This window comes from Yoonia ponticola, assembly GCF_014199395.1.
Taxonomy (GTDB): Bacteria; Pseudomonadota; Alphaproteobacteria; order Rhodobacterales; family Rhodobacteraceae; genus Yoonia; species Yoonia ponticola.
This window is the reverse complement of sequence record NZ_JACIJM010000002.1, coordinates 363,388-381,236: the sequence shown is the minus strand read 5'-3', so window position 1 is coordinate 381,236 and position 17,849 is coordinate 363,388. Positions and strand designations below refer to the sequence as shown.

Annotated in this window: 20 protein-coding genes; 7 read left to right on the top strand and 13 right to left on the bottom strand. The window is 53.7% G+C overall.

Translation table 11 applies throughout. The annotated features are described in order from the left end of the window. Window position 1 precedes the first annotated feature (1 nt). The 6 genes from FHS72_RS04595 to FHS72_RS04570 all read right to left on the bottom strand — a co-directional run bounded on the left by FHS72_RS04595 (window position 2) and on the right by FHS72_RS04570 (window position 6,443). Window positions 2-817, bottom strand: coding sequence for an AAA family ATPase (locus tag FHS72_RS04595; protein WP_183526247.1), 816 nt, complete (start codon window positions 815-817; stop codon window positions 2-4). Beyond that, window positions 807-1,418: a 16S rRNA (guanine(527)-N(7))-methyltransferase RsmG gene (rsmG, locus tag FHS72_RS04590; RefSeq protein WP_183526245.1), complete on the bottom strand. Its 612-nt coding sequence runs from the start codon at window positions 1,416-1,418 to the stop codon at window positions 807-809. Before rsmG ends, FHS72_RS04595 begins: the two co-directional genes overlap by 11 nt. Beyond that, window positions 1,419-3,293 (bottom strand): tRNA uridine-5-carboxymethylaminomethyl(34) synthesis enzyme MnmG, encoded by a 1,875-nt coding sequence (gene mnmG, locus FHS72_RS04585; protein ID WP_425511105.1) that lies wholly within the window; start codon window positions 3,291-3,293, stop codon window positions 1,419-1,421. It lies immediately after the preceding gene. A gap of 3 nt (window positions 3,294-3,296) precedes the next feature. After that, a complete protein-coding gene (gene mnmE, locus FHS72_RS04580; RefSeq protein ID WP_183526241.1) occupies window positions 3,297-4,577 on the bottom strand; it encodes a tRNA uridine-5-carboxymethylaminomethyl(34) synthesis GTPase MnmE in 1,281 nt (426 codons plus the stop codon). Window positions 4,578-4,607: 30 nt separating this feature from the next. Continuing rightward, window positions 4,608-5,879: a transcription termination factor Rho gene (gene rho, locus FHS72_RS04575; RefSeq protein ID WP_183526239.1), complete on the bottom strand. Its 1,272-nt coding sequence runs from the start codon at window positions 5,877-5,879 to the stop codon at window positions 4,608-4,610. 117 nt (window positions 5,880-5,996) lie between these two features. Further along, complete coding sequence (locus FHS72_RS04570; RefSeq protein ID WP_183526237.1) at window positions 5,997-6,443, bottom strand: CopD family protein; 447 nt, start codon at window positions 6,441-6,443, stop codon at window positions 5,997-5,999. Between the two features lie 401 nt (window positions 6,444-6,844). Between FHS72_RS04570 and FHS72_RS04565 the strand changes: the two genes are divergently transcribed. From FHS72_RS04565 to dnaQ, 4 genes are read left to right on the top strand one after another with little or no spacing between them, the layout of a single operon-like run. Then, a complete protein-coding gene (locus tag FHS72_RS04565; protein WP_183526235.1) occupies window positions 6,845-7,444 on the top strand; it encodes a Maf family protein in 600 nt (199 codons plus the stop codon). Continuing rightward, the gene (locus FHS72_RS04560) at window positions 7,441-8,274 is read left to right on the top strand and encodes a shikimate dehydrogenase (protein ID WP_183526232.1); all 834 of its coding nucleotides are present in this window, start codon (window positions 7,441-7,443) and stop codon (window positions 8,272-8,274) included. Before FHS72_RS04565 ends, FHS72_RS04560 begins: the two co-directional genes overlap by 4 nt. Beyond that, the gene (gene coaE, locus FHS72_RS04555) at window positions 8,271-8,858 is read left to right on the top strand and encodes a dephospho-CoA kinase (RefSeq protein ID WP_183526229.1); all 588 of its coding nucleotides are present in this window, start codon (window positions 8,271-8,273) and stop codon (window positions 8,856-8,858) included. Before FHS72_RS04560 ends, coaE begins: the two co-directional genes overlap by 4 nt. Beyond that, the gene (gene dnaQ, locus FHS72_RS04550) at window positions 8,851-9,585 is read left to right on the top strand and encodes a DNA polymerase III subunit epsilon (protein WP_183526227.1); all 735 of its coding nucleotides are present in this window, start codon (window positions 8,851-8,853) and stop codon (window positions 9,583-9,585) included. Before coaE ends, dnaQ begins: the two co-directional genes overlap by 8 nt. Window positions 9,586-9,595: 10 nt before the next feature. On the opposite strand, the gene secB is transcribed toward dnaQ, so the two are convergent. Together secB and FHS72_RS04540 are read right to left on the bottom strand one after the other, a co-directional pair. Then, on the bottom strand, window positions 9,596-10,105 hold the full coding sequence (gene secB / locus FHS72_RS04545; RefSeq protein ID WP_183526224.1) for a protein-export chaperone SecB: 510 nt from the start codon (window positions 10,103-10,105) through the stop codon (window positions 9,596-9,598). A gap of 71 nt (window positions 10,106-10,176) precedes the next feature. Next, entirely contained in the window at window positions 10,177-10,671 is a 495-nt protein-coding gene (locus FHS72_RS04540) for an FxsA family protein (protein ID WP_183526221.1), read from the bottom strand. Between the two features lie 109 nt (window positions 10,672-10,780). Here FHS72_RS04540 and FHS72_RS04535 point away from each other — a divergent pair, with 109 nt between their 5' ends. The 3 genes from FHS72_RS04535 (at window position 10,781) to FHS72_RS04525 (ending at window position 13,059) form a co-directional block, all read left to right on the top strand. Beyond that, the gene (locus FHS72_RS04535; RefSeq protein WP_183526218.1) at window positions 10,781-11,431 is read left to right on the top strand and encodes a Tim44/TimA family putative adaptor protein; all 651 of its coding nucleotides are present in this window, start codon (window positions 10,781-10,783) and stop codon (window positions 11,429-11,431) included. 6 nt (window positions 11,432-11,437) lie between these two features. Further along, window positions 11,438-12,475 carry a murein transglycosylase A gene (mltA, locus tag FHS72_RS04530; protein ID WP_246414475.1) on the top strand — a complete coding sequence of 346 codons (1,038 nt, stop codon included), beginning with the start codon at window positions 11,438-11,440 and terminating at the stop codon, window positions 12,473-12,475. A gap of 143 nt (window positions 12,476-12,618) precedes the next feature. Next, a complete protein-coding gene (locus FHS72_RS04525; protein ID WP_343042653.1) occupies window positions 12,619-13,059 on the top strand; it encodes a Smr/MutS family protein in 441 nt (146 codons plus the stop codon). Here FHS72_RS04525 and FHS72_RS04520 read toward each other — a convergent pair. From FHS72_RS04520 to trxA, 5 genes are all read right to left on the bottom strand, one after another. Beyond that, window positions 13,042-14,271, bottom strand: coding sequence for an MFS transporter (locus FHS72_RS04520; protein WP_183526212.1), 1,230 nt, complete (start codon window positions 14,269-14,271; stop codon window positions 13,042-13,044). The genes FHS72_RS04525 and FHS72_RS04520 overlap by 18 nt on opposite strands. A 38-nt stretch (window positions 14,272-14,309) precedes the next feature. Then, a complete protein-coding gene (hslU, locus tag FHS72_RS04515) occupies window positions 14,310-15,620 on the bottom strand; it encodes an ATP-dependent protease ATPase subunit HslU (RefSeq protein WP_183526209.1) in 1,311 nt (436 codons plus the stop codon). Between the two features lie 5 nt (window positions 15,621-15,625). Continuing rightward, window positions 15,626-16,681: a hypothetical protein gene (locus FHS72_RS04510; RefSeq protein ID WP_183526206.1), complete on the bottom strand. Its 1,056-nt coding sequence runs from the start codon at window positions 16,679-16,681 to the stop codon at window positions 15,626-15,628. 124 nt (window positions 16,682-16,805) lie between these two features. Beyond that, window positions 16,806-17,372: an ATP-dependent protease subunit HslV gene (gene hslV / locus FHS72_RS04505; protein ID WP_183526203.1), complete on the bottom strand. Its 567-nt coding sequence runs from the start codon at window positions 17,370-17,372 to the stop codon at window positions 16,806-16,808. Window positions 17,373-17,509: 137 nt separating this feature from the next. After that, window positions 17,510-17,830, bottom strand: coding sequence for a thioredoxin (gene trxA, locus FHS72_RS04500; protein ID WP_183526200.1), 321 nt, complete (start codon window positions 17,828-17,830; stop codon window positions 17,510-17,512). Between the last annotated feature and the right edge of the window lie 19 nt (window positions 17,831-17,849).

The following is a 17,849-nucleotide window of genomic DNA, read 5'->3' as shown; positions in this document are numbered from 1 at the left end:
GTTAAACCTTTTGTTTTGTGGACACTTCGCGCCCGATAATTTCTTTCGCCAGCGCGCGATACGCCTGACTGCCCTTAGATTGCGGGTCGTATTGTAGGACGGACAGCGCAAAAGATGGCGCTTCGCTAAGACGTACGTTTCGCGGAATGACGGTTTTAAAAACCAGATCACCAAGATTATCACGCGCGTCCATTTCGACCTGTTGAGACAGATTGTTGCGGCTATCGTACATAGTTAACGCCACGCCTTCGATCCGCAAATTCGGGTTCGCGGTCTGACGTACATCGCGGATGGTCAGCATGAGTTGCGACAGACCTTCGAGCGCGAAAAATTCGCTTTGCAGCGGGACGACGACGGAGTCAGCGGCGACCATAGCATTCACTGTGAGGATGTTCAGCGATGGCGGGCAGTCAATCAAAACGTAGTCAAATCCATAACGGTCGATGTCGATTTGCCGCAGAGCATCGTGCAGCAGGTAGCTACGTTTTTCGTTGGAAATCAGTTCGATATCAGCCGAGCTGAGGTCGGTTGTCGCGGGAATAATCGCGAGATTTGCGACATTAGTGGCCTGAATAGCATCCTCCAACGTCGCCTCGCCCGCCAAAAGATCGTAAGTCGTGACATCGCGATCTTCTTGCTCGACGCCAAGACCTGTTGACGCGTTCCCCTGCGGATCAAGGTCGACCAACAATACGTGACGACCTGCCTCGGCGAGCGCAGCACCTAGGTTAATCGTCGTCGTTGTTTTGCCGACGCCGCCCTTTTGGTTGGCGACGGCGATAATTTTGGGTCCAGTACTGCGACGATTATGCGGCACGGGTGATCCTTTTCAGTGAGAGAATGCGTGAGTCTGGATCCGTGATACTGGGGTATTCGGTTAAATCAAAGTCCCAATCGTCGCCAACTGCATCTAGTTCAGCGGCATAGGTCCGGCCTTTCATTAATAGAGCGGTCCCAGTTGGGATGAGGTGGCGTTCGAGATGCGGAAGGAGATCAGGAATGCTACCCAGCGCACGTGCGCTTACTACATCTGCGCCTTGGGGTTCCGTATTTTCTATACGTTGTGTAATAACATAGGCGTTTAATTCCTGTTCGCGGATTGCTGTGCGCAGGAACGTGCATTTACGAGCGTCGCTTTCGATGAGCGTAAACTTTGTCTCTGGGGATAGCTCTTTCGCCATGATCGCGAGCACGATACCAGGGAAACCGCCCCCGCTACCGATATCGATCCAATTCTTAGGCTGGTTCGCGTATTGAAAAACTTGTGCAGAGTCGACGATATGGCGGTTCCAAACGTCAGGAATCGTGGACTTGGAGATCAGATTTATCTTAATTGTCCACTTGCGCGTTAGCTCTGCGAAGGCTTCCAGCCGCTCTATTGTTTCACGTGAAACACTGATGCCGATATTATCCATCATTCAGCTACCCGTTTTTCTAGAGCTAGTCTTACGTAATTGACTAAGGACCAACATTAAGGCCGCAGGAGTGACACCATCGATGCGGCCCGCTTTTGCGATGGTTTCAGGACGTGCATTTGTCAACTTTAAGACCATTTCATTCGAGAGACCGCTGATCGCACTGTAGTCCAAGTCTAACGGTATTAACTGCTGTTCATCACGCTCCATCGCAGCGATGTCTTTGTCTTGCCGCGCGATGTAGTTTGCGTACAAAGCGTCACATTTAATCTGCCTTTGGATGACCGGGTCTGCGGACAAAGGCTTATCTGTTAGCGCGATTACATTTTCAAAATCGAAATCAATCAAAGCGAGTGCATCAAGCGCAGATCGGCGCGGCCCGTCTGCGTTAAGCTTAGCGCCCTGCCCCGCTATTTCCCTTGCAGAGAGCGAGATATTTTCAAGCGCAGCTCTCGTCGTTGAGATCATGTCCATTTTCGAGGCGAATTTTTCCCATCTGGTCTCAGACACGCATCCGAGGTCGTGCCCGAATCCTGTTAATCGTTGATCTGCGTTATCCGCGCGCAGTGAAAGGCGGAATTCAGCGCGTGATGTGAACATGCGGTAAGGTTCAGTGACGCCACGCGTTGTTAGGTCGTCTATCATTACCCCGATGTAAGATGTGCGGCGGCTAAAGTGGAGCGGTTCTTGGGCGTGCACCGCTCTTGCTGCATTCAGACCAGCAACCATGCCTTGCGCCGCTGCTTCCTCATATCCTGTGGTTCCGTTGATCTGACCTGCTAGATATAGTCCGGGAACATCTTTTAACTCTAACGAAAGGCTTAAGGCACGCGGGTCGATGTAGTCATATTCGATGGCATAGCCCGGCTGCAAAATTGCTGTGTTTTCCAATCCAACAATAGACCGCACGTAATCTTCTTGCACATCAACCGGAAGCGACGTCGATATTCCGTTTGGGTAAACCGTGTGATCATTTACGCCTTCTGGTTCGAGAAAGATCTGATGTGACGTTTTGTCGGCGAAACGCACGATTTTATCTTCGATAGACGGACAATAGCGCGGACCAATACCATCGATGTGGCCACCGTACATCGCAGAGCGTTGAAGGTTGTCGCGGATGATATCGTGTGTGTTTTCGTTTGTGTGCGTAATGCCGCAGGAAATCTGTTTGGCGGTAGGCCTGTCAGACAGGAATGAAAACATGGTCGGATTGTCATCACCGGCCTGCATTTCGAGCTTATCCCAAGCAATAGTGCGCCCGTCCAGACGTGGCGGAGTTCCGGTTTTTAGGCGACCGAGGGGCAATTTGAATGAATCGATCCTCTCGGCAAGTTTGATTGATGGATTTTCGCCCATCCGCCCGCCAGGTTTAGACACGTCACCAATGTGAATGACACCACGTAGAAAGGTGCCAGTCGTCAGGATAACCGATTTTGCATCGATTTCACTTCCGTCGGCGAGTTTTACACCGATGACACGTCCATCTGTCATGATGAAGTCAGCAACTTCACCTGCGAGAACGTCCAGATTTAGCTGCTCAGTGGTAAGCCGTTGCATCTCGCGTCGGTATATCTCGCGGTCAGATTGTCCTCGGGGACCTTGTACAGCTGGGCCTTTGGTCCGGTTTAGTAATCGAAATTGAATTCCAGCAAGATCGGCGACAACACCCATTACGCCATCAAGAGCGTCGATCTCACGTACTAAGTGGCCTTTTCCAAGCCCGCCAATTGCCGGGTTGCACGACATCACACCAATTGTGTCGGATCGCAGCGTGATTAACGCCGTTGCAACGCCCATACGCGCAGCAGCGTGCGCAGCTTCGGTTCCAGCGTGACCACCACCGACCACTATGACGTCGTAATGTTTCACGTGAAACACTCCCTACTTTCCGATGCAAAAACTTAAGAAAATCTCGTCCAGCACATGCTCGACATCTACACGTCCTACAAGAGAATCGACAGCCCGTATAGCAGTCCTCAGGTCTTCGGCAATTAGGTCGCTCATTCCCAGCGGATCAGCGAGCGAATCAATTGCGACATCTAGCCCAGCGATACCCTGTTTTAAAGCTATCCGATGACGTTCCCGCATCGCAATGCCGACCAATGCAACGCGCTGCCGCAGTTCAGTGCCGATCATTTCCAGAAGTTGGTCAACGCCCATCCCTGTTTTGCCTGAAATGGCAAAGTCAGATGAGTCCACTTGATCGCCTTTCGCTCGCACAACAATATCTCCTAACAAAATATCCAATTGGATATCATCGTCAGGCATCAGCAAATACACGCGCAGGTCGGCGGTCCCTGCCCGATCTTTTGCGCGCGCAACGCCGATCATTTCAACAGTATCATCGCTATCGCGCAATCCAGCGGTGTCCAAAAATGTAACCGGAATCCCATCAAGATCGAAACGAACTTCGATAACGTCCCGCGTTGTTCCCGCAATTTCGGATGTAATTGCCGCATCCCGCCCAGCGATACGGTTAAGTAACGTTGATTTTCCGACGTTGGGTGCGCCAACGATAGCAACCTCGAAACCATCCCGCACACGTTCCGCGATCCGAACACCGTCGTGTTCGCGCACCATGCTTTTCCGCACATCCACGATCAGTTCCGAAACTTCTGGCCTCGTGTCATAAGGCACTTCTTCATCGGCGAAGTCGATTGTTGCTTCGAGCAATGCCGTTGCTCTGATCAGTTTTTTTCGCCAATCTTCAGCACGATTGCCAAGCTCGCCAGAGAAAACCCGCAACGCTTGCTTTCTCTGTCCTTCGGTTTCTGCATCGATCAGATCAGCAAGCCCTTCGACCTGAGCCAAATCAAGACGTCCGTTTTCCAAAGCCCGCCGCGTGAATTCGCCAGCTTCAGCTGGTCGTAATAGTGGATGATCGCCAAGAACGCGCAAAACGGCTGCCACAACTGCCGGACTTCCGTGTAATTGTAGCTCGACGATTTCTTCGCCCGTAAAGCTGGCCCCTGCCGTGAATCGTAGGACAAATGCCTCGTCCAGCAGAACGCCATCATTGTCCAAAACTTGCCGCACGCCGCGACTTTGCGGGACGTCTGACATGAAATCTTGCGCCGCTTGCACAGCATTAGGGCCGGACAGGCGAACAACTGCAACGCCTGCTCGTCCCTGTGCTGTTGCCAAGGCGAAAATCGTGTCCATCATCCTAACCCATTGTTTAGGAATAGTAATTTATGTGTTCATCGAGTCGAAGAAGTCTTCGTTTGTCTTTGTCTGCTTCAATTTCCCAATCAGGAATTCGATCGCATCCGTGGTCCCCATCGGGTTCAGGATACGCCGCAGGACATAAGTTTTCTGCAGGTCGATTTTGTCCACCAACAGCTCTTCTTTGCGTGTGCCCGACTTCGTGATGTCAATCGCTGGGAAGACCCGCTTGTCTGCGATTTTACGATCAAGCACGATTTCAGAGTTACCCGTCCCTTTGAATTCTTCAAAGATGACTTCGTCCATCCGCGAGCCTGTATCGATCAGCGCAGTCGCGATAATCGTCAAGGAACCGCCTTCTTCGATATTCCGCGCAGCACCAAAGAACCGTTTTGGCCGTTGCAACGCGTTTGCGTCCACACCACCGGTCAAAACTTTGCCGGATGATGGTACGGTCGTGTTAAAGGCGCGACCCAAGCGTGTGATCGAGTCGAGCAAGATCACAACGTCGCGTTTATGCTCAACGAGCCGTTTCGCTTTTTCGATCACCATTTCAGATACTGCCACGTGACGTGTCGCAGGTTCGTCGAAAGTCGAAGACACAACCTCGCCTTTTACCGAACGCTGCATGTCGGTGACTTCTTCCGGCCGTTCGTCGATCAACAGAACGATCAGATACGCCTCTGGGTGGTTCTTTTCGATAGAATTCGCGATGTTTTGCAGCAGAACCGTTTTACCAGTCCGTGGTGGCGCCACGATCAAGGACCGTTGGCCTTTCCCGATAGGTGCAACAAGATCAATGATCCGCGCTGACCGGTCTTTTGAGTTATTTTCAGACGTGACTTCCATGTTCAGTCGCTCGTCCGGGTAGAGCGGTGTCAGGTTTTCAAACGCAACTTTGTGCTTCGCCTTTTCAGGGCTTTCAAAGTTAATCGCCTCAACCGCGATCAGCGCAAAGTAGCGTTCGCTGTCGTTTGGTTCTTTCATCACGCCTTCGACGGTGTCGCCTGTCCGCAGCGAATGTTTGCGGATCATGTCTGGCGACACGTAAATATCATCTGGTCCGGGCAAATAGTTCGCCTCAGGCGACCGTAGGAAGCCGAAACCGTCCTGAAGCACCTCAAGCACCCCGTCCCCGCCGATCACCCACTCTTCGTCCGCACGTTCGCGCAGAATGGCAAACATCATGTCGCCTTTGCGCATCGTTGACGCGTTCTCGATCTCAAGCTCTTCAGCGAGCGACAACAGGTCTTTCGGGCTTTGCGCCTTTAGGTCGGCAAGGTTCAAACGGTCAGTCATATGCAAGGTATCCACGCGCAACCCAAATGGCGGCACAATTTTCAAAAATAGGTCTGGAAAATGCGGTCCCCGAATGGGGTGCATCCTTGCTTTAGGGTTTTATGGCGCTTGAGTCAATCAAAACGGCCGCACGACGATTGCCACAACGATAATCAGCATCAGAACTGTTGGGATTTCATTGGCTAATCGATACTGACGTCCAGTTTTCCCCTGCCCGATTGCCACCGCTTTGCGTTCTTTGCCAAGCCAGATGTGGAACGCCGTCATTGCGATCACTGCTAAAATCTTAGCCCATCCCCAGACAGCACCGAAATCCAACGCACCAAAGCTAATCATGATTAGGCCGCAACTCCAAGCTACCATCATTGCAGGGTTCATAATCACGCGATGCAGTTTTTCTTCCATCATTTGAAAGGTTTGATCCATCTCCGATCCGGCTTTTGCCCGTTCGACGTGATGTACCAGCAATCTTGGAAGGTAAAACAGTGCTGCCATCCAGCTGATCACTGCTGCGATGTGTAATGCTTTGATCCAGGGGTACAGACCAGCCAAGGCGTCCATCATTGATCTGTTCCTTTCTCTTTCTTCTCTTAAATAAGTATTAAGTATTAGAAAGATGATGATGATTATAGTGTCGTCGTTTTCTGTGGCTTATTTTTTTATCCGAAGAGTTATCCACCGATACGCCTGTCAGTACATTTGTAAAATTTCGTATACAACGATAGTTTTATTTATATATTTCAGTTAGTTAGTGATTAAGAAACAATGTGTTTTTACGACACCTGCATATTGACTCTGGTCTGGCATACGATTCTTCCACATGCCCGACTTATCCCCATCCACCGTGGACAAACACCGTGAAGTCTGGGCAAAACGCCATGGTTATACCCAGATGAAACTGCTGGCTGCTTTACCCTCAGAGTCGCGCCCCGATTCTTCACGTTCTTTTCCCAAAGGTTATGCACATGTCCGATCCTATTATTCTTGCGTCAGGCTCGTCGATCAGAGCTACTTTATTACGCAACGCTGGTGTCGACTTCACCGTGGACGTGGCGCGTGTGGATGAAGACGCGATCAAGCAAGCATTGCAGGCCGAAGATGCCCCACCCCGCGATATTGCCGACACTTTGGCCGAGATGAAAGCGAAACGCGTGGCGTCCAAGCATCCAGATGCTCTAGTGATTGGTTGCGATCAGGTGCTTGCCTTTCAACAGCAGACCCTGTCGAAACCTGTGTCGCCTGATGACGCCCTTGCCCAGTTGAAAATGATGCGCGGAAAAGTACATCAACTTTTATCTGCTGCCGTGATTTACGGTGAGGGCAAGCCGCAGTGGCGCCATGTGGGCGTTGTCCGGCTACATATGCGTGATGCGTCTGACGCTTATCTGGAAGCATATGTTGACCGGAACTGGGATAGCATTCGCCACGCGGTCGGCGGTTATAAGCTGGAAGAAGAAGGTGCGCGTCTCTTTCACCGTGTTGAGGGTGACTATTTCAATGTGCTCGGACTACCTTTATTAGAGTTACTATCATATCTGACCTTACGCGGGACCTTAGACGGATGAGCGCGACTATAATTCCATTGGCAGGCGTGATCGGGAATCCGATTTCACACTCGCAGTCACCGAAGATGCATAAATACTGGCTTCGTAAATACGGATTGCTGGGTGATTATGTGCCGTTGCATGTGCATGAAGATAATCTGGAACAGGTTCTGCGCACGATGCCTCAGATGGGCTTTGCTGGTGCAAACGTCACGATCCCGCACAAGGTCAACGTGATGTCGATTGCGGATCAAGTCAGCGACCGTGCGACGTTGATTGGTGCTGCGAATACGTTGATTTTTAAGAACGACGGCAAGATTTACGCTGATAACACCGACGGCTATGGCTTTATGGCGAATATTAAGCAGAACGCCCCGCATTGGGATCCAAAGGCTGGTCCTGCTGCGATTTTTGGTGCTGGTGGGGCTGCGCGCGCAGTCATCGTGGCCTTGGCTGACGCTGGTGTGCCTGAAATTTATTTATCGAACCGCACCCGCCCTAAGGCTGAGGCGCTGAAATCCGAATTTGGTGCCCGCATTAAGATCGTGGATTGGGTTCAAGCTGGCAATATGCTGGACGATGCCACGACGGTTGTGAACACCACATCGCTTGGGATGACGGGCGCCGCTGAATTCCGTGTGCCGTTGGATGGTTTGAAACCGGGAATGGTTGTGACTGATCTGGTATATACACCCCTGCGCACTCGACTGCTGGACGAAGCAGAGGCGGCTGGTTGCACGGTTGTTGATGGTTTGGGTATGTTGCTGCACCAAGGCGTCCCAGGTTTTGAGCGTTGGTTTGGTGTCCGTCCTGAGGTTGACGACGAATTACGACAGGTGATGCTGAGATGATAACCTTAGGTCTGACCGGATCAATCGGGATGGGGAAATCCACCACCGCGCAGATGTTTGCTGACCTCGGCGTGCCTGTGTGGGACGCTGACGCCGCTGTTCACCGGATATATAGCGTGGGTGGTGCGGCTGTGGCCCCTGTGTCAGAGATTTACCCGATGGCGATCACCAATGGCGCTGTTGATCGCGGGAAGCTCAAAGACATGATGGCGCAGCGCGAGGGTGTTTTGGAGAAAATCCAAGAGATCGTGCATCCGCTTGTTGGTGCGGATCGTCAGGCGTTTCTTGATGAACACAAAGACGCGGATTTTGTCCTGCTTGATATTCCGCTGTTGTTCGAGACAGGCGCTGATGCGTGGATTGATGTCACGATTTGCGTGACCGCCCCCGCCGACGTCCAAGAACATCGCGTGCTATCGCGGCGCGGCATGACGAAACAGACGTTTGATATGATCTTTTCGCACCAGATGCCGGATGCGGAAAAGCGGGCGAAGTCCGATCATGTAATTGAAACGCTTGAAATGGATACGGCGCGTGCTGCTGTTCAGACGGTGATGGAAGATTTGAGGGCGCAAAATGGCTGATCGTGAAATCGTTCTTGATACGGAAACAACGGGGTTTGAGCCGCATGAAGGCGACCGCATTGTCGAAATCGGCGCGGTTGAGCTGATTGGCAAAATGCCCACGGGCCGGACCTATCACCAGTATATCAACCCGATGCGATCAATGCCCGAGGGTGCGTTTGGTATCCATGGGATTGGGCCGGATTTGCTGGCTGTGCCGCGCGATCCGAAACCGGGTGAAGTCATTCTGAAGGACAAGCCGCTGTTTGCAGATATTGCGCAGGATTTCGTCGATTTTGTTGGCGATTCCGTGATGGTGATCCATAACGCGGCCTTTGATATGAAGTTCCTGAACGCCGAACTTGGGTGGTTGAACCGTCCGCTTTTGCCGATGGCGCAATCGCTGGATACGTTGGCGATTGCGCGTCGTCGGTTCCCCGGTTCGCCCGCATCGCTGGATGCGCTTTGCCGTCGGTTTGGCATCGATAACACCAACCGGACGCTGCACGGCGCGCTGCTCGACAGTGAAATTCTGGCCGAAGTGTATTTGGAATTGATCGGTGGACGTCAGCCGGGCATGGAATTGAAGGCTGTTAGCAACAATAATTCCAGCGGTGCTGATGAAGATTGGCGACCGTCGCGTCGCGCTGACCCTCTGCCGTCGCGGATCTCCGAAAAAGAGGCCGCCGCCCACGCTAAATTTATTGATAGCTTGGGCGACGATGCTTTGTGGAAGACGCTGAACTAGCGCCTAAATCTTATTGTACGGGTGTCGCTGCTTTTTGCGCTTCAACACGACGTGCGATTTCAGAGCGGTAAAGCGCCAAGAAGTCGATTGTTTCGAGGTTTAGTGGCGGGAAGCCACCGTCGCGTGTGATGTCGCTGACAACACGGCGCACGAACGGGAACGTAATGCGCGGGCATTCGATCAACAGGTACGGGTGCATTTGGTCTTCTGGCACACCTTCGATGTGGAAAATGCCGGCATATTCCAGTTCCAGAACGAACAACGGCTCGCCAGACTCTTTGGCGCTGCTGGTGATGTTCAATTTTGTGATGACTTCGAACTGGTTTTCAGCGGCGCGTTTTTTCGCATCCAAGTTCACCTGAACTTTGATTTCCGGTTTCGCGTCTGGGCTGGCACCCTTTTGCGCAAGGATGTTTTCAAACGACATATCGCGGATGTACTGCGCTAGAACGCGGCTTTTCGGCTGCGTTGCTTGGTCTTGCGCTGTCGCGTCTGGTGTTTGCGGTGTTTCGTCAGCCATTTGAGGTGCTCCGGCGTATAAAAATTGATTTTGAGAATTGGTAGCAGGGTGACGCTCTGGCCTCAACCACGTTAGTGTTTTGTCCAGCCAGATGGGCCGTTTTGGTTGTTTTTGGTTTGGGTCACATCTTCAAAATCGGCGTCGATCACCCGATCGTGTGGCCCACGCTGGTCTTGGCGCGGTTGGTGATTAGCAGCACCACCCATGGTAAAACTTTGCACGTTCATGCGTGATTTGACTGCTTTGAACGCTGCGGCCCGTACTTGTGGGATCAACAGCGCAAAGCCTACGGCGTCCGTAAAGAACCCCGGTGTCAGCAACATCGCGCCCGCGAACAAAATCATTGCCCCGTTTGCCAATGGTTCGGTCGGGTCGCGCAGTTCATTAAACGAGCCGCGCAAGTTCATAAGTTCACGCGCCCCTTGCGATCTGACCAACCAAGAGCCTAACATGGCCGTCAAAAGGACGATCAATAGTGTCGGCCAGAGGCCAATTGCCCCACCAACTTGTATAAATAGACTGATTTCGATCAACGGAACGGCGACAAACGCCAATAACAACCACATTTTGGGCCTCTTGTGCGACTTCTTGGTTCGAAAGGTGGACTCGGCCACCTCTCGAACCTACATAAGCATTGCTACGCGTTTTTCCATGGTTTCCTAGAATGAGGTCCGAATGAACAACTCGATTATTCAGCTGCTGGTGCTTGCTGGCATTGCTGTGTTTCTTATCATGCGTCTGCGCGGTGTTCTTGGGACTCGAGAGGGCTTTGAGAAACCTGACGTCGTTGAGAAGCAGCGCCGCGGTCCCGACCTCGAGGTGATCGAAGGCGGTCCAGACTTGGACATCACAGATCATGCCGAAGATGGTAGTGATAAGGCCCGTGCATTGGCCGCGATGAAACGCGCCGATCCGTCTTTCCATGTTGGTGAATTCTTGGGTGGTGCCAAAGGTGCCTATGAGATGATCCTGATGGCGTTCGAGCAAGGCGAGCTAGAAGGTGTCGTGCCGTTTATTTCGGAAGACGTGTTCGAGGCGTTTGCGGCCGTGATTGATCAACGCGAACAGCAAGGGCTGACAATCGAGGCCACATTTATTGGCCTATCCGATCTGACCCTTATGGATGCGCAATTTGACGAGACAACGAAAGAAGCCGAAATGACCGTGCGCTTTAGGTCTGAACTGGCTTATCTGGTGCGTGATCGTGGTGGTGACATCGTCGAAGGCAACCCGAACGAGATTAAACGCCAGAAAGACGTCTGGACCTTTGCGCATGACATGGGCTCGAACGATCCGAACTGGCGTCTTGTCGCCACGGGTGAGTAACATTTTATGCTGGGCCGTGCGGTAGCAATTGCATGGTTTGGTATAATGCCAGCGGGGGCCGTTTTGGCTGAACCGACTTATACGATGCTTGGGTTTGACGACCTGAATGGCTGGGCCGCTGATGATCATCAGGCGGCCCTTTCCACGTTTCTGAACACCTGCGGTGATATTAACGATCCCGAGTGGGCAAACCTGTGCGCTTTGGCTGCTGACGCGACGGATGCCCGCGCGTTCTTTGAGTTGTTCTTTCAACCTGTTTTGATCGAAGACGGTGAACCGATGTTGTTCACCGGATATTTTGAACCCGAATTGCGTGGGTCACTAACGCAAAGCGAAGAGTACCAGCATCCTATTCACGCTGTGCCTGATGATCTGATTGTCGGACAGCCCTATGCGACGCGCCGTGAATTGCAGGAAGGTGATCTGCTGGCTGGCCGTGGTTTGGAAATCGCATGGCTCGCTGATCCGGTTGATCTGTTTTTCTTGCAGGTGCAGGGCTCTGGCCGTGTGAAACTGCCCGATGGAAACAGCATTCGCGTGGGCTACGGCGGCAAAAACGGACGTGAGTATTCATCTGTTGGCTTGGAATTGGTTAATCGCGGGACGTTTGAATCGCATCAGGTGTCTGCTGATGTGATCCGTAACTGGGTGAATGAGAACCCCGATGAGGGTCGCGAATTGCTATGGGTCAACGACAGTTACGTGTTTTTCCGCGAAGTGAGCGAAGTGCCCGCCGATCTTGGACCGCTGGGCGCGATGAACCGATCCATTACGACGATGCGGTCTATTGCGGTTGATCCGTCGATCACAAAACTAGGTGCGCCTGTTTGGATCGAAAAGGAGGGCGCTGATCCGTTGAACCGCCTGATGATCGCGCAAGACACCGGTTCCGCGATTAAAGGTGCACAGCGTGCTGATATTTTCTTTGGTACGGGCGATCAGGCCGGACTAGATGCAGGTCGGATCAAAGATGCGGGGCGGATCGTTGTGCTGCTACCGATCCAACGCGCTTTTGCGAAACTTCCACCTGAACTTATTGAATAATGCGCAGACCTCGGCATCTTTCACCCGAAGAACGGGACTTGTGGGACACCGTTGCGGGACGGATGAAACCGCTTGACCCAAAGCGCCCAAAAACGCCTGAGCCTGCCCCGCCACCGAAGAAACCTGTGCCAAAAGAACGTGATATGATTGCTGACTTTATGGTTGGTGCAAAGGCTGATCCACGGCGACCCAACGATGTTTTGAAACCCGTCGGTGCGCGGTTGACGTCAGCCCCCGTAAATATGGACGCGAAAAACTACGGACGGATGACCAAGGGCAAGCTGAAACCGGAAGGGCGGCTAGACCTGCACGGGATGACTTTGGCCGAAGCGCACCCCGAATTGGTCGCGTTTGTGCTAGGGGCGCAGGCGGTTGGAAAACGGTTGGTGCTGGTGATTACTGGCAAAGGCAAAGAGCGCGACGAAGGCTACGCGATACCCGTGCGCAATGGGGTTCTGCGGCATCAGGTGCCGCAGTGGTTGGCGCTTCCGCCGATGTCCCAAGCGATTTTACAGGTCACGCCCGCGCATCTCAAACACGGCGGACAAGGCGCGTATTACGTCTATTTACGCCGGATGCGGTAGGTTGGCGGACGCACGGCGCAACGGCACGATCATGACCAAACTGGCAAAGATGAATGAGGCGGCATAGCCCAACATCTGCTGCTCGAAACCCACGCCTATGTCGATCAACCAGCCTGACAATCCGGGTCCAATCGCCGAGCCTAACACCATCACTGCTGCAGCTGCCGCTTTGATCGAGCCTATATTGCGGGTGCCGTAGAATTCGGACCAAACCGCCATCAGCACGGTTGATTGCCCCCCGCCTGCAAGCCCCATCAGGCAGACTGCCAGCGCGGTCCACGCGAGACTGTCTGCAGACCAGTGCAAAACAAAGGCCGCAACAAGGGGTAGCAGGTAAAACGGAAGTAATGTTTTTGCGCCGACGCGGTCGATCATCCAGCCGTAGGCAATGGTCGACATGGCCAGAACGGCGGTCCCGATTGGGAAAACCGCGACAAGCGCGAGGTGCGAATAGCCTTTGATTTCAGCAAAGTGGACTTGGTGGAACCAGAACGCCGTCGCGAAGGCCGGAAAGAACATCATCGCGGGCGTCAGCGACCAGAATAGCGGATGGCGCAGCGCGTCTTGGCGGGTCCAATGGTGATCTTTCATCCCCGGAGAGGCGTTTTCTTGGATCGCGGATTGCGGTGTGCGTTCAAGGCGTAACAGCCGGATTAACACGGGGATCATCGCAAGAACGAACACGGCCGCACCGATCCATAGCATACGCCAATCGGCTAAGGTTTTCAGCCATACAAAGGTCAGCGGCAGTGTCGCTTCGGCCAGCATAAACCCGAGGCCTGCAATCGCCAGCGCCTTGCCGCGCGTTGCCACGAACCAGCGGGCCATGGCGACAACGGCGGTGTGGGTCATCATGCCTTGGCCAGCGAAACGCAGCGCGAAGATAACAAACGGCAGGATGAGCGTGATGGTGTTGAATGCCATCGTGACACAGGCGGCAGCCAACAGGACCGCGACGGAAACACCCAATGTACGCACGCGAAGTTTGTCGGCAAGCCCGCCTGCGAACACCATCGCGACAGCGGACGCCGCGGTGCCGATCATATAAAGCAGGCCCCAATCGCCATGCGACAGATTGAATTCGGCGCGAATGTCGCCCGCGAAAACCGCGATGAAAAACGTCTGTCCAAAGGACGACAGGAACGACAAAAGCGCACCCGTCGCAAGGAAGGGTGCGTTTTCGCGCATGAATTGAATATAGCCTTGCTTCATGCGCGGAAACTGCACCTGAAGCTTGGGAATGGAAAGCCCTAAAGCACGTAACGGCTAACGTCTGTAGAGCGGCTAAGTTCGCCAAGATGTTCCTCAACGAATGCCGCATCAACCGTGATTTCATCGCCCGCTTTGTCAGGTGCGTTGAAGGATAGGTCTTCGAACACGCGTTCCATCACGGTGTACAAACGGCGTGCGCCGATGTTTTCAACGGACTCGTTCACTTCGGCGGCGATTTTGGCGAGTGCGGCGATACCTTCGGGCGCGAAAGTCACGGTGACTTGTTCGGTCGCCATCAGGGCTGTGTATTGCAGCGTCAGTGCGTTGTCGGTTTCGGTCAGGATGCGAATGAAGTCCTCTTCGGTCAGCGCCCGTAATTCAACGCGGATCGGCAAGCGGCCTTGCAATTCTGGCAACAGATCAGACGGTTTTGCGACGTGGAACGCGCCGGATGCAATGAACAGGATGTGGTCGGTTTTGATCGGGCCGTGTTTGGTGGAAACGGTGGTGCCTTCGATCAATGGCAACAGGTCGCGCTGCACACCTTCGCGGGACACATCAGCGCCACGCGCATCGGACTTCGCGCAGACCTTGTCGATTTCATCAAGGAAAACAATGCCGTTCTGCTCAACGGCTGCCAGCGCAGTCTTTGTCACGCTTTCATCATCCAGCAGCTTGTCGGCCTCGTCGGCGATTAACGCTTCGTAGCTGTTCGCGACGGTCATCTTTTTCTTAACCGTGCGCCCGCCACCCATTTTACCGAACAAATCGCCAAGGTTCATCATGCCGCCCATGCCAGCGCCGGGCTGACCGGGGACCTCAAAACCGCCCATGGGGTTGGAATTGTCGGCGAGTTCAAGTTCGATGATTGTGTCGTCAAGTTCGCCTGATTTCAGCTTGCGCCGGAACATTTCGCGGGTCTGATCGCGGGCGTCTGTGCCTGCTACGGCGGTGATCACGCGTTCCTCTGCGGCTTCGCGTGCTTTCGCTTTGACGTCTTCACGCATGTGGTCGCGGGTGTCGTTGATCGCGACTTCGATCAGGTCGCGGATGATCTGTTCGACGTCACGGCCGACATAGCCGACTTCGGTGAATTTAGTTGCTTCGACCTTGATGAACGGCGCACGGGCCAGTTTCGCCAGACGGCGCGAGATTTCGGTTTTACCAACGCCAGTCGGCCCGATCATCAAGATGTTTTTCGGGTAAACTTCGTCGCGCAGATCGTCGGACAGTTGATTGCGGCGCCAACGGTTGCGCAAGGCCACGGCGACTGCACGTTTGGCGTCTTTTTGGCCGATGATATGGCGGTCCAGTTCGGACACGATTTCGCGGGGAGTCAGGTTTGTCATTTGATTTACTCTGCTGGTGGAAGTCGGTGGAGCGGAACGATTGCGGGCATGAGGCGCAGTAGCCTTGCCCGGAATTTTTCCCAGAACGCACCGAGAATGAGAAGGATGATCCCGAGAGCCAGGATCGTGGTGGCAATGCCGTCGCCGCCAAAGACTGTCCCTGCGACCGCGACGACATAGCCGATGGCAGTGATCAGGAACGAACGGCGGTCGATGATCATGGCAATCACGGCGATGACCGCAAGGAATGCGAGCAAGGCTGTCATATTATCATCGTTAATAAGCGACAGGGCGATGGTGTTCACAAGCGCGGGTGCCGCAACCACGTGAAGCCAGAACCCGTTGGCCGACCGGCGCGTAACGCGGTGCGGATCGGACATATCGAATGCCATGGCGGCAATGAAAATCGCGATGCCAAGGCCAAGGGTGATCCATGCAAAGGGGCCGCCTGCAGAAAGCAGAAAAAGGTCAGCGGGGCTTTGTGGCGAGCCTTGGTTAATGGCTGCGACCATCATCGCGACGATGAACAGGCTGATGGCGATCATTGCCATGGCAAACGGGACGCGAAACCGGAACCAAAACACGCCGACGGCGATGGTGGTTAGTGCGAGCGGAAACGGCAGGCTGCTGTAATCTTGCTGGCCGATCATGAAGGGTTCAGCAAAGTATGCGACAAGCGTGACGCCAGCGTTGATCCCGAACAGGATCGAAAGCGCTATTGCGGGGCCAACCATGCGTCTGCGCCAGATGAAATATTCCGACAGCAACCACAGAACCGCCGCTGCGGGCAGGCCATACCAAAGCGCTGCGTCGCGAAACCCGATGATCTGGGTGTCGAACACGGCTGTGATCAAACCGACCCAGCCAATCGACAGGATGATCAGGCCAACAATGATAAAGACTTCGTTGAAGCCTTTGAACAATTCAAAGGGTTCATCGCCGGGGTGAAGCCCCTCGCGGGCACCCCTGCGGCTATGTGCGAGGGCGGTCAGGGACGCGGCTTGTTTGTCGGTCAGAATGCCTGCGGCGACGCTTGCCCGAATGTCATCAGTTTCAATCATGACAGATACCTATGATCTGTTGAGCCAAAGGCCAAGTGACGACGCGGTTTTTTGCCTTGCAGCACGATGGGGGCTAGCCCCCAAACCCCCAGAGTTGTTCTGGCAAAATGAAGGGGAATCCGTGCTATGATTTGGGTTTTTCGATGGTTTCAACGGTGAGTTTGCCGTTGGTGTAGACGCAGATGTCGGAGGCGATTGCCATGGCTTTGCGTGCAATGGCTTCGGCGTCGAGATCGCTGTCCATCAGCGCGCGGCCAGCTGCGAGCGCAAAGTTTCCGCCGGACCCGATTGCTGTGACTTCGTGTTCGGGTTCGAGCACATCCCCTGCCCCTGTGATTACCAGTAGTTCGTTGCCGTCAGAAACGATGAGCATCGCCTCGAGTTTTTGCAGGTATTTGTCGGTGCGCCAATCTTTGGCAAGCTCGACAGAGGCGCGGGCGAGTTGACCTGGTGTGGCTTCGAGTTTCTTTTCCAGCCGTTCGAGCAGTGTGAATGCGTCGGCTGTGGACCCTGCGAAACCGCAGATCACGTCATGCCCGCCGGGGGATAAACGCCGCACTTTGCGTGCTGTGCCTTTGATCACGGTTTGACCAAGACTGACCTGTCCATCGCCTGCGATCACGACTTTGCCGCCCTTACGAACGCCGATGATTGTCGTGCCGTGCCAGCCGGGGAAGTCGTCATTTGCCATGGGTCAGGTCCTTTGTTGCTTGTGGTCTATATGGCAATCCACTTGGCGGCTGACAATAGGCGCGGTTTAGCGTAGGGATTTGCCCACGAAAAAGGGCGCCACATCGGGCGCCCTTTTGTATGTGATAGCCGAAAGGCTTAGATGGATTCTTCGATCCAGCCTTGCAGTGCTGCTTTTGGTGCAGCACCGGTTTTGTTGGAAACGACTTCGCCGCCTTTGAACAAAAACAAGGCTGGAATGCCGCGAACGCCCATTTGCGCTGGCGCATTCGGGTTTTCGTCCACGTTTACTTTGACGATTTTGACTTTACCGTCCAATTCAGCGGAAAGTTCTTCCAATGCAGGTCCGATTTGCTTGCATGGACCACACCATTCGGCCCAGAAATCCACGACAACTGGGATATCTGACTGGCGAACTTCGGCGTCGAATGTGGCGTCGGTGACGGCTACTGTGGCCATGATGGCTCTCCTTTGATGA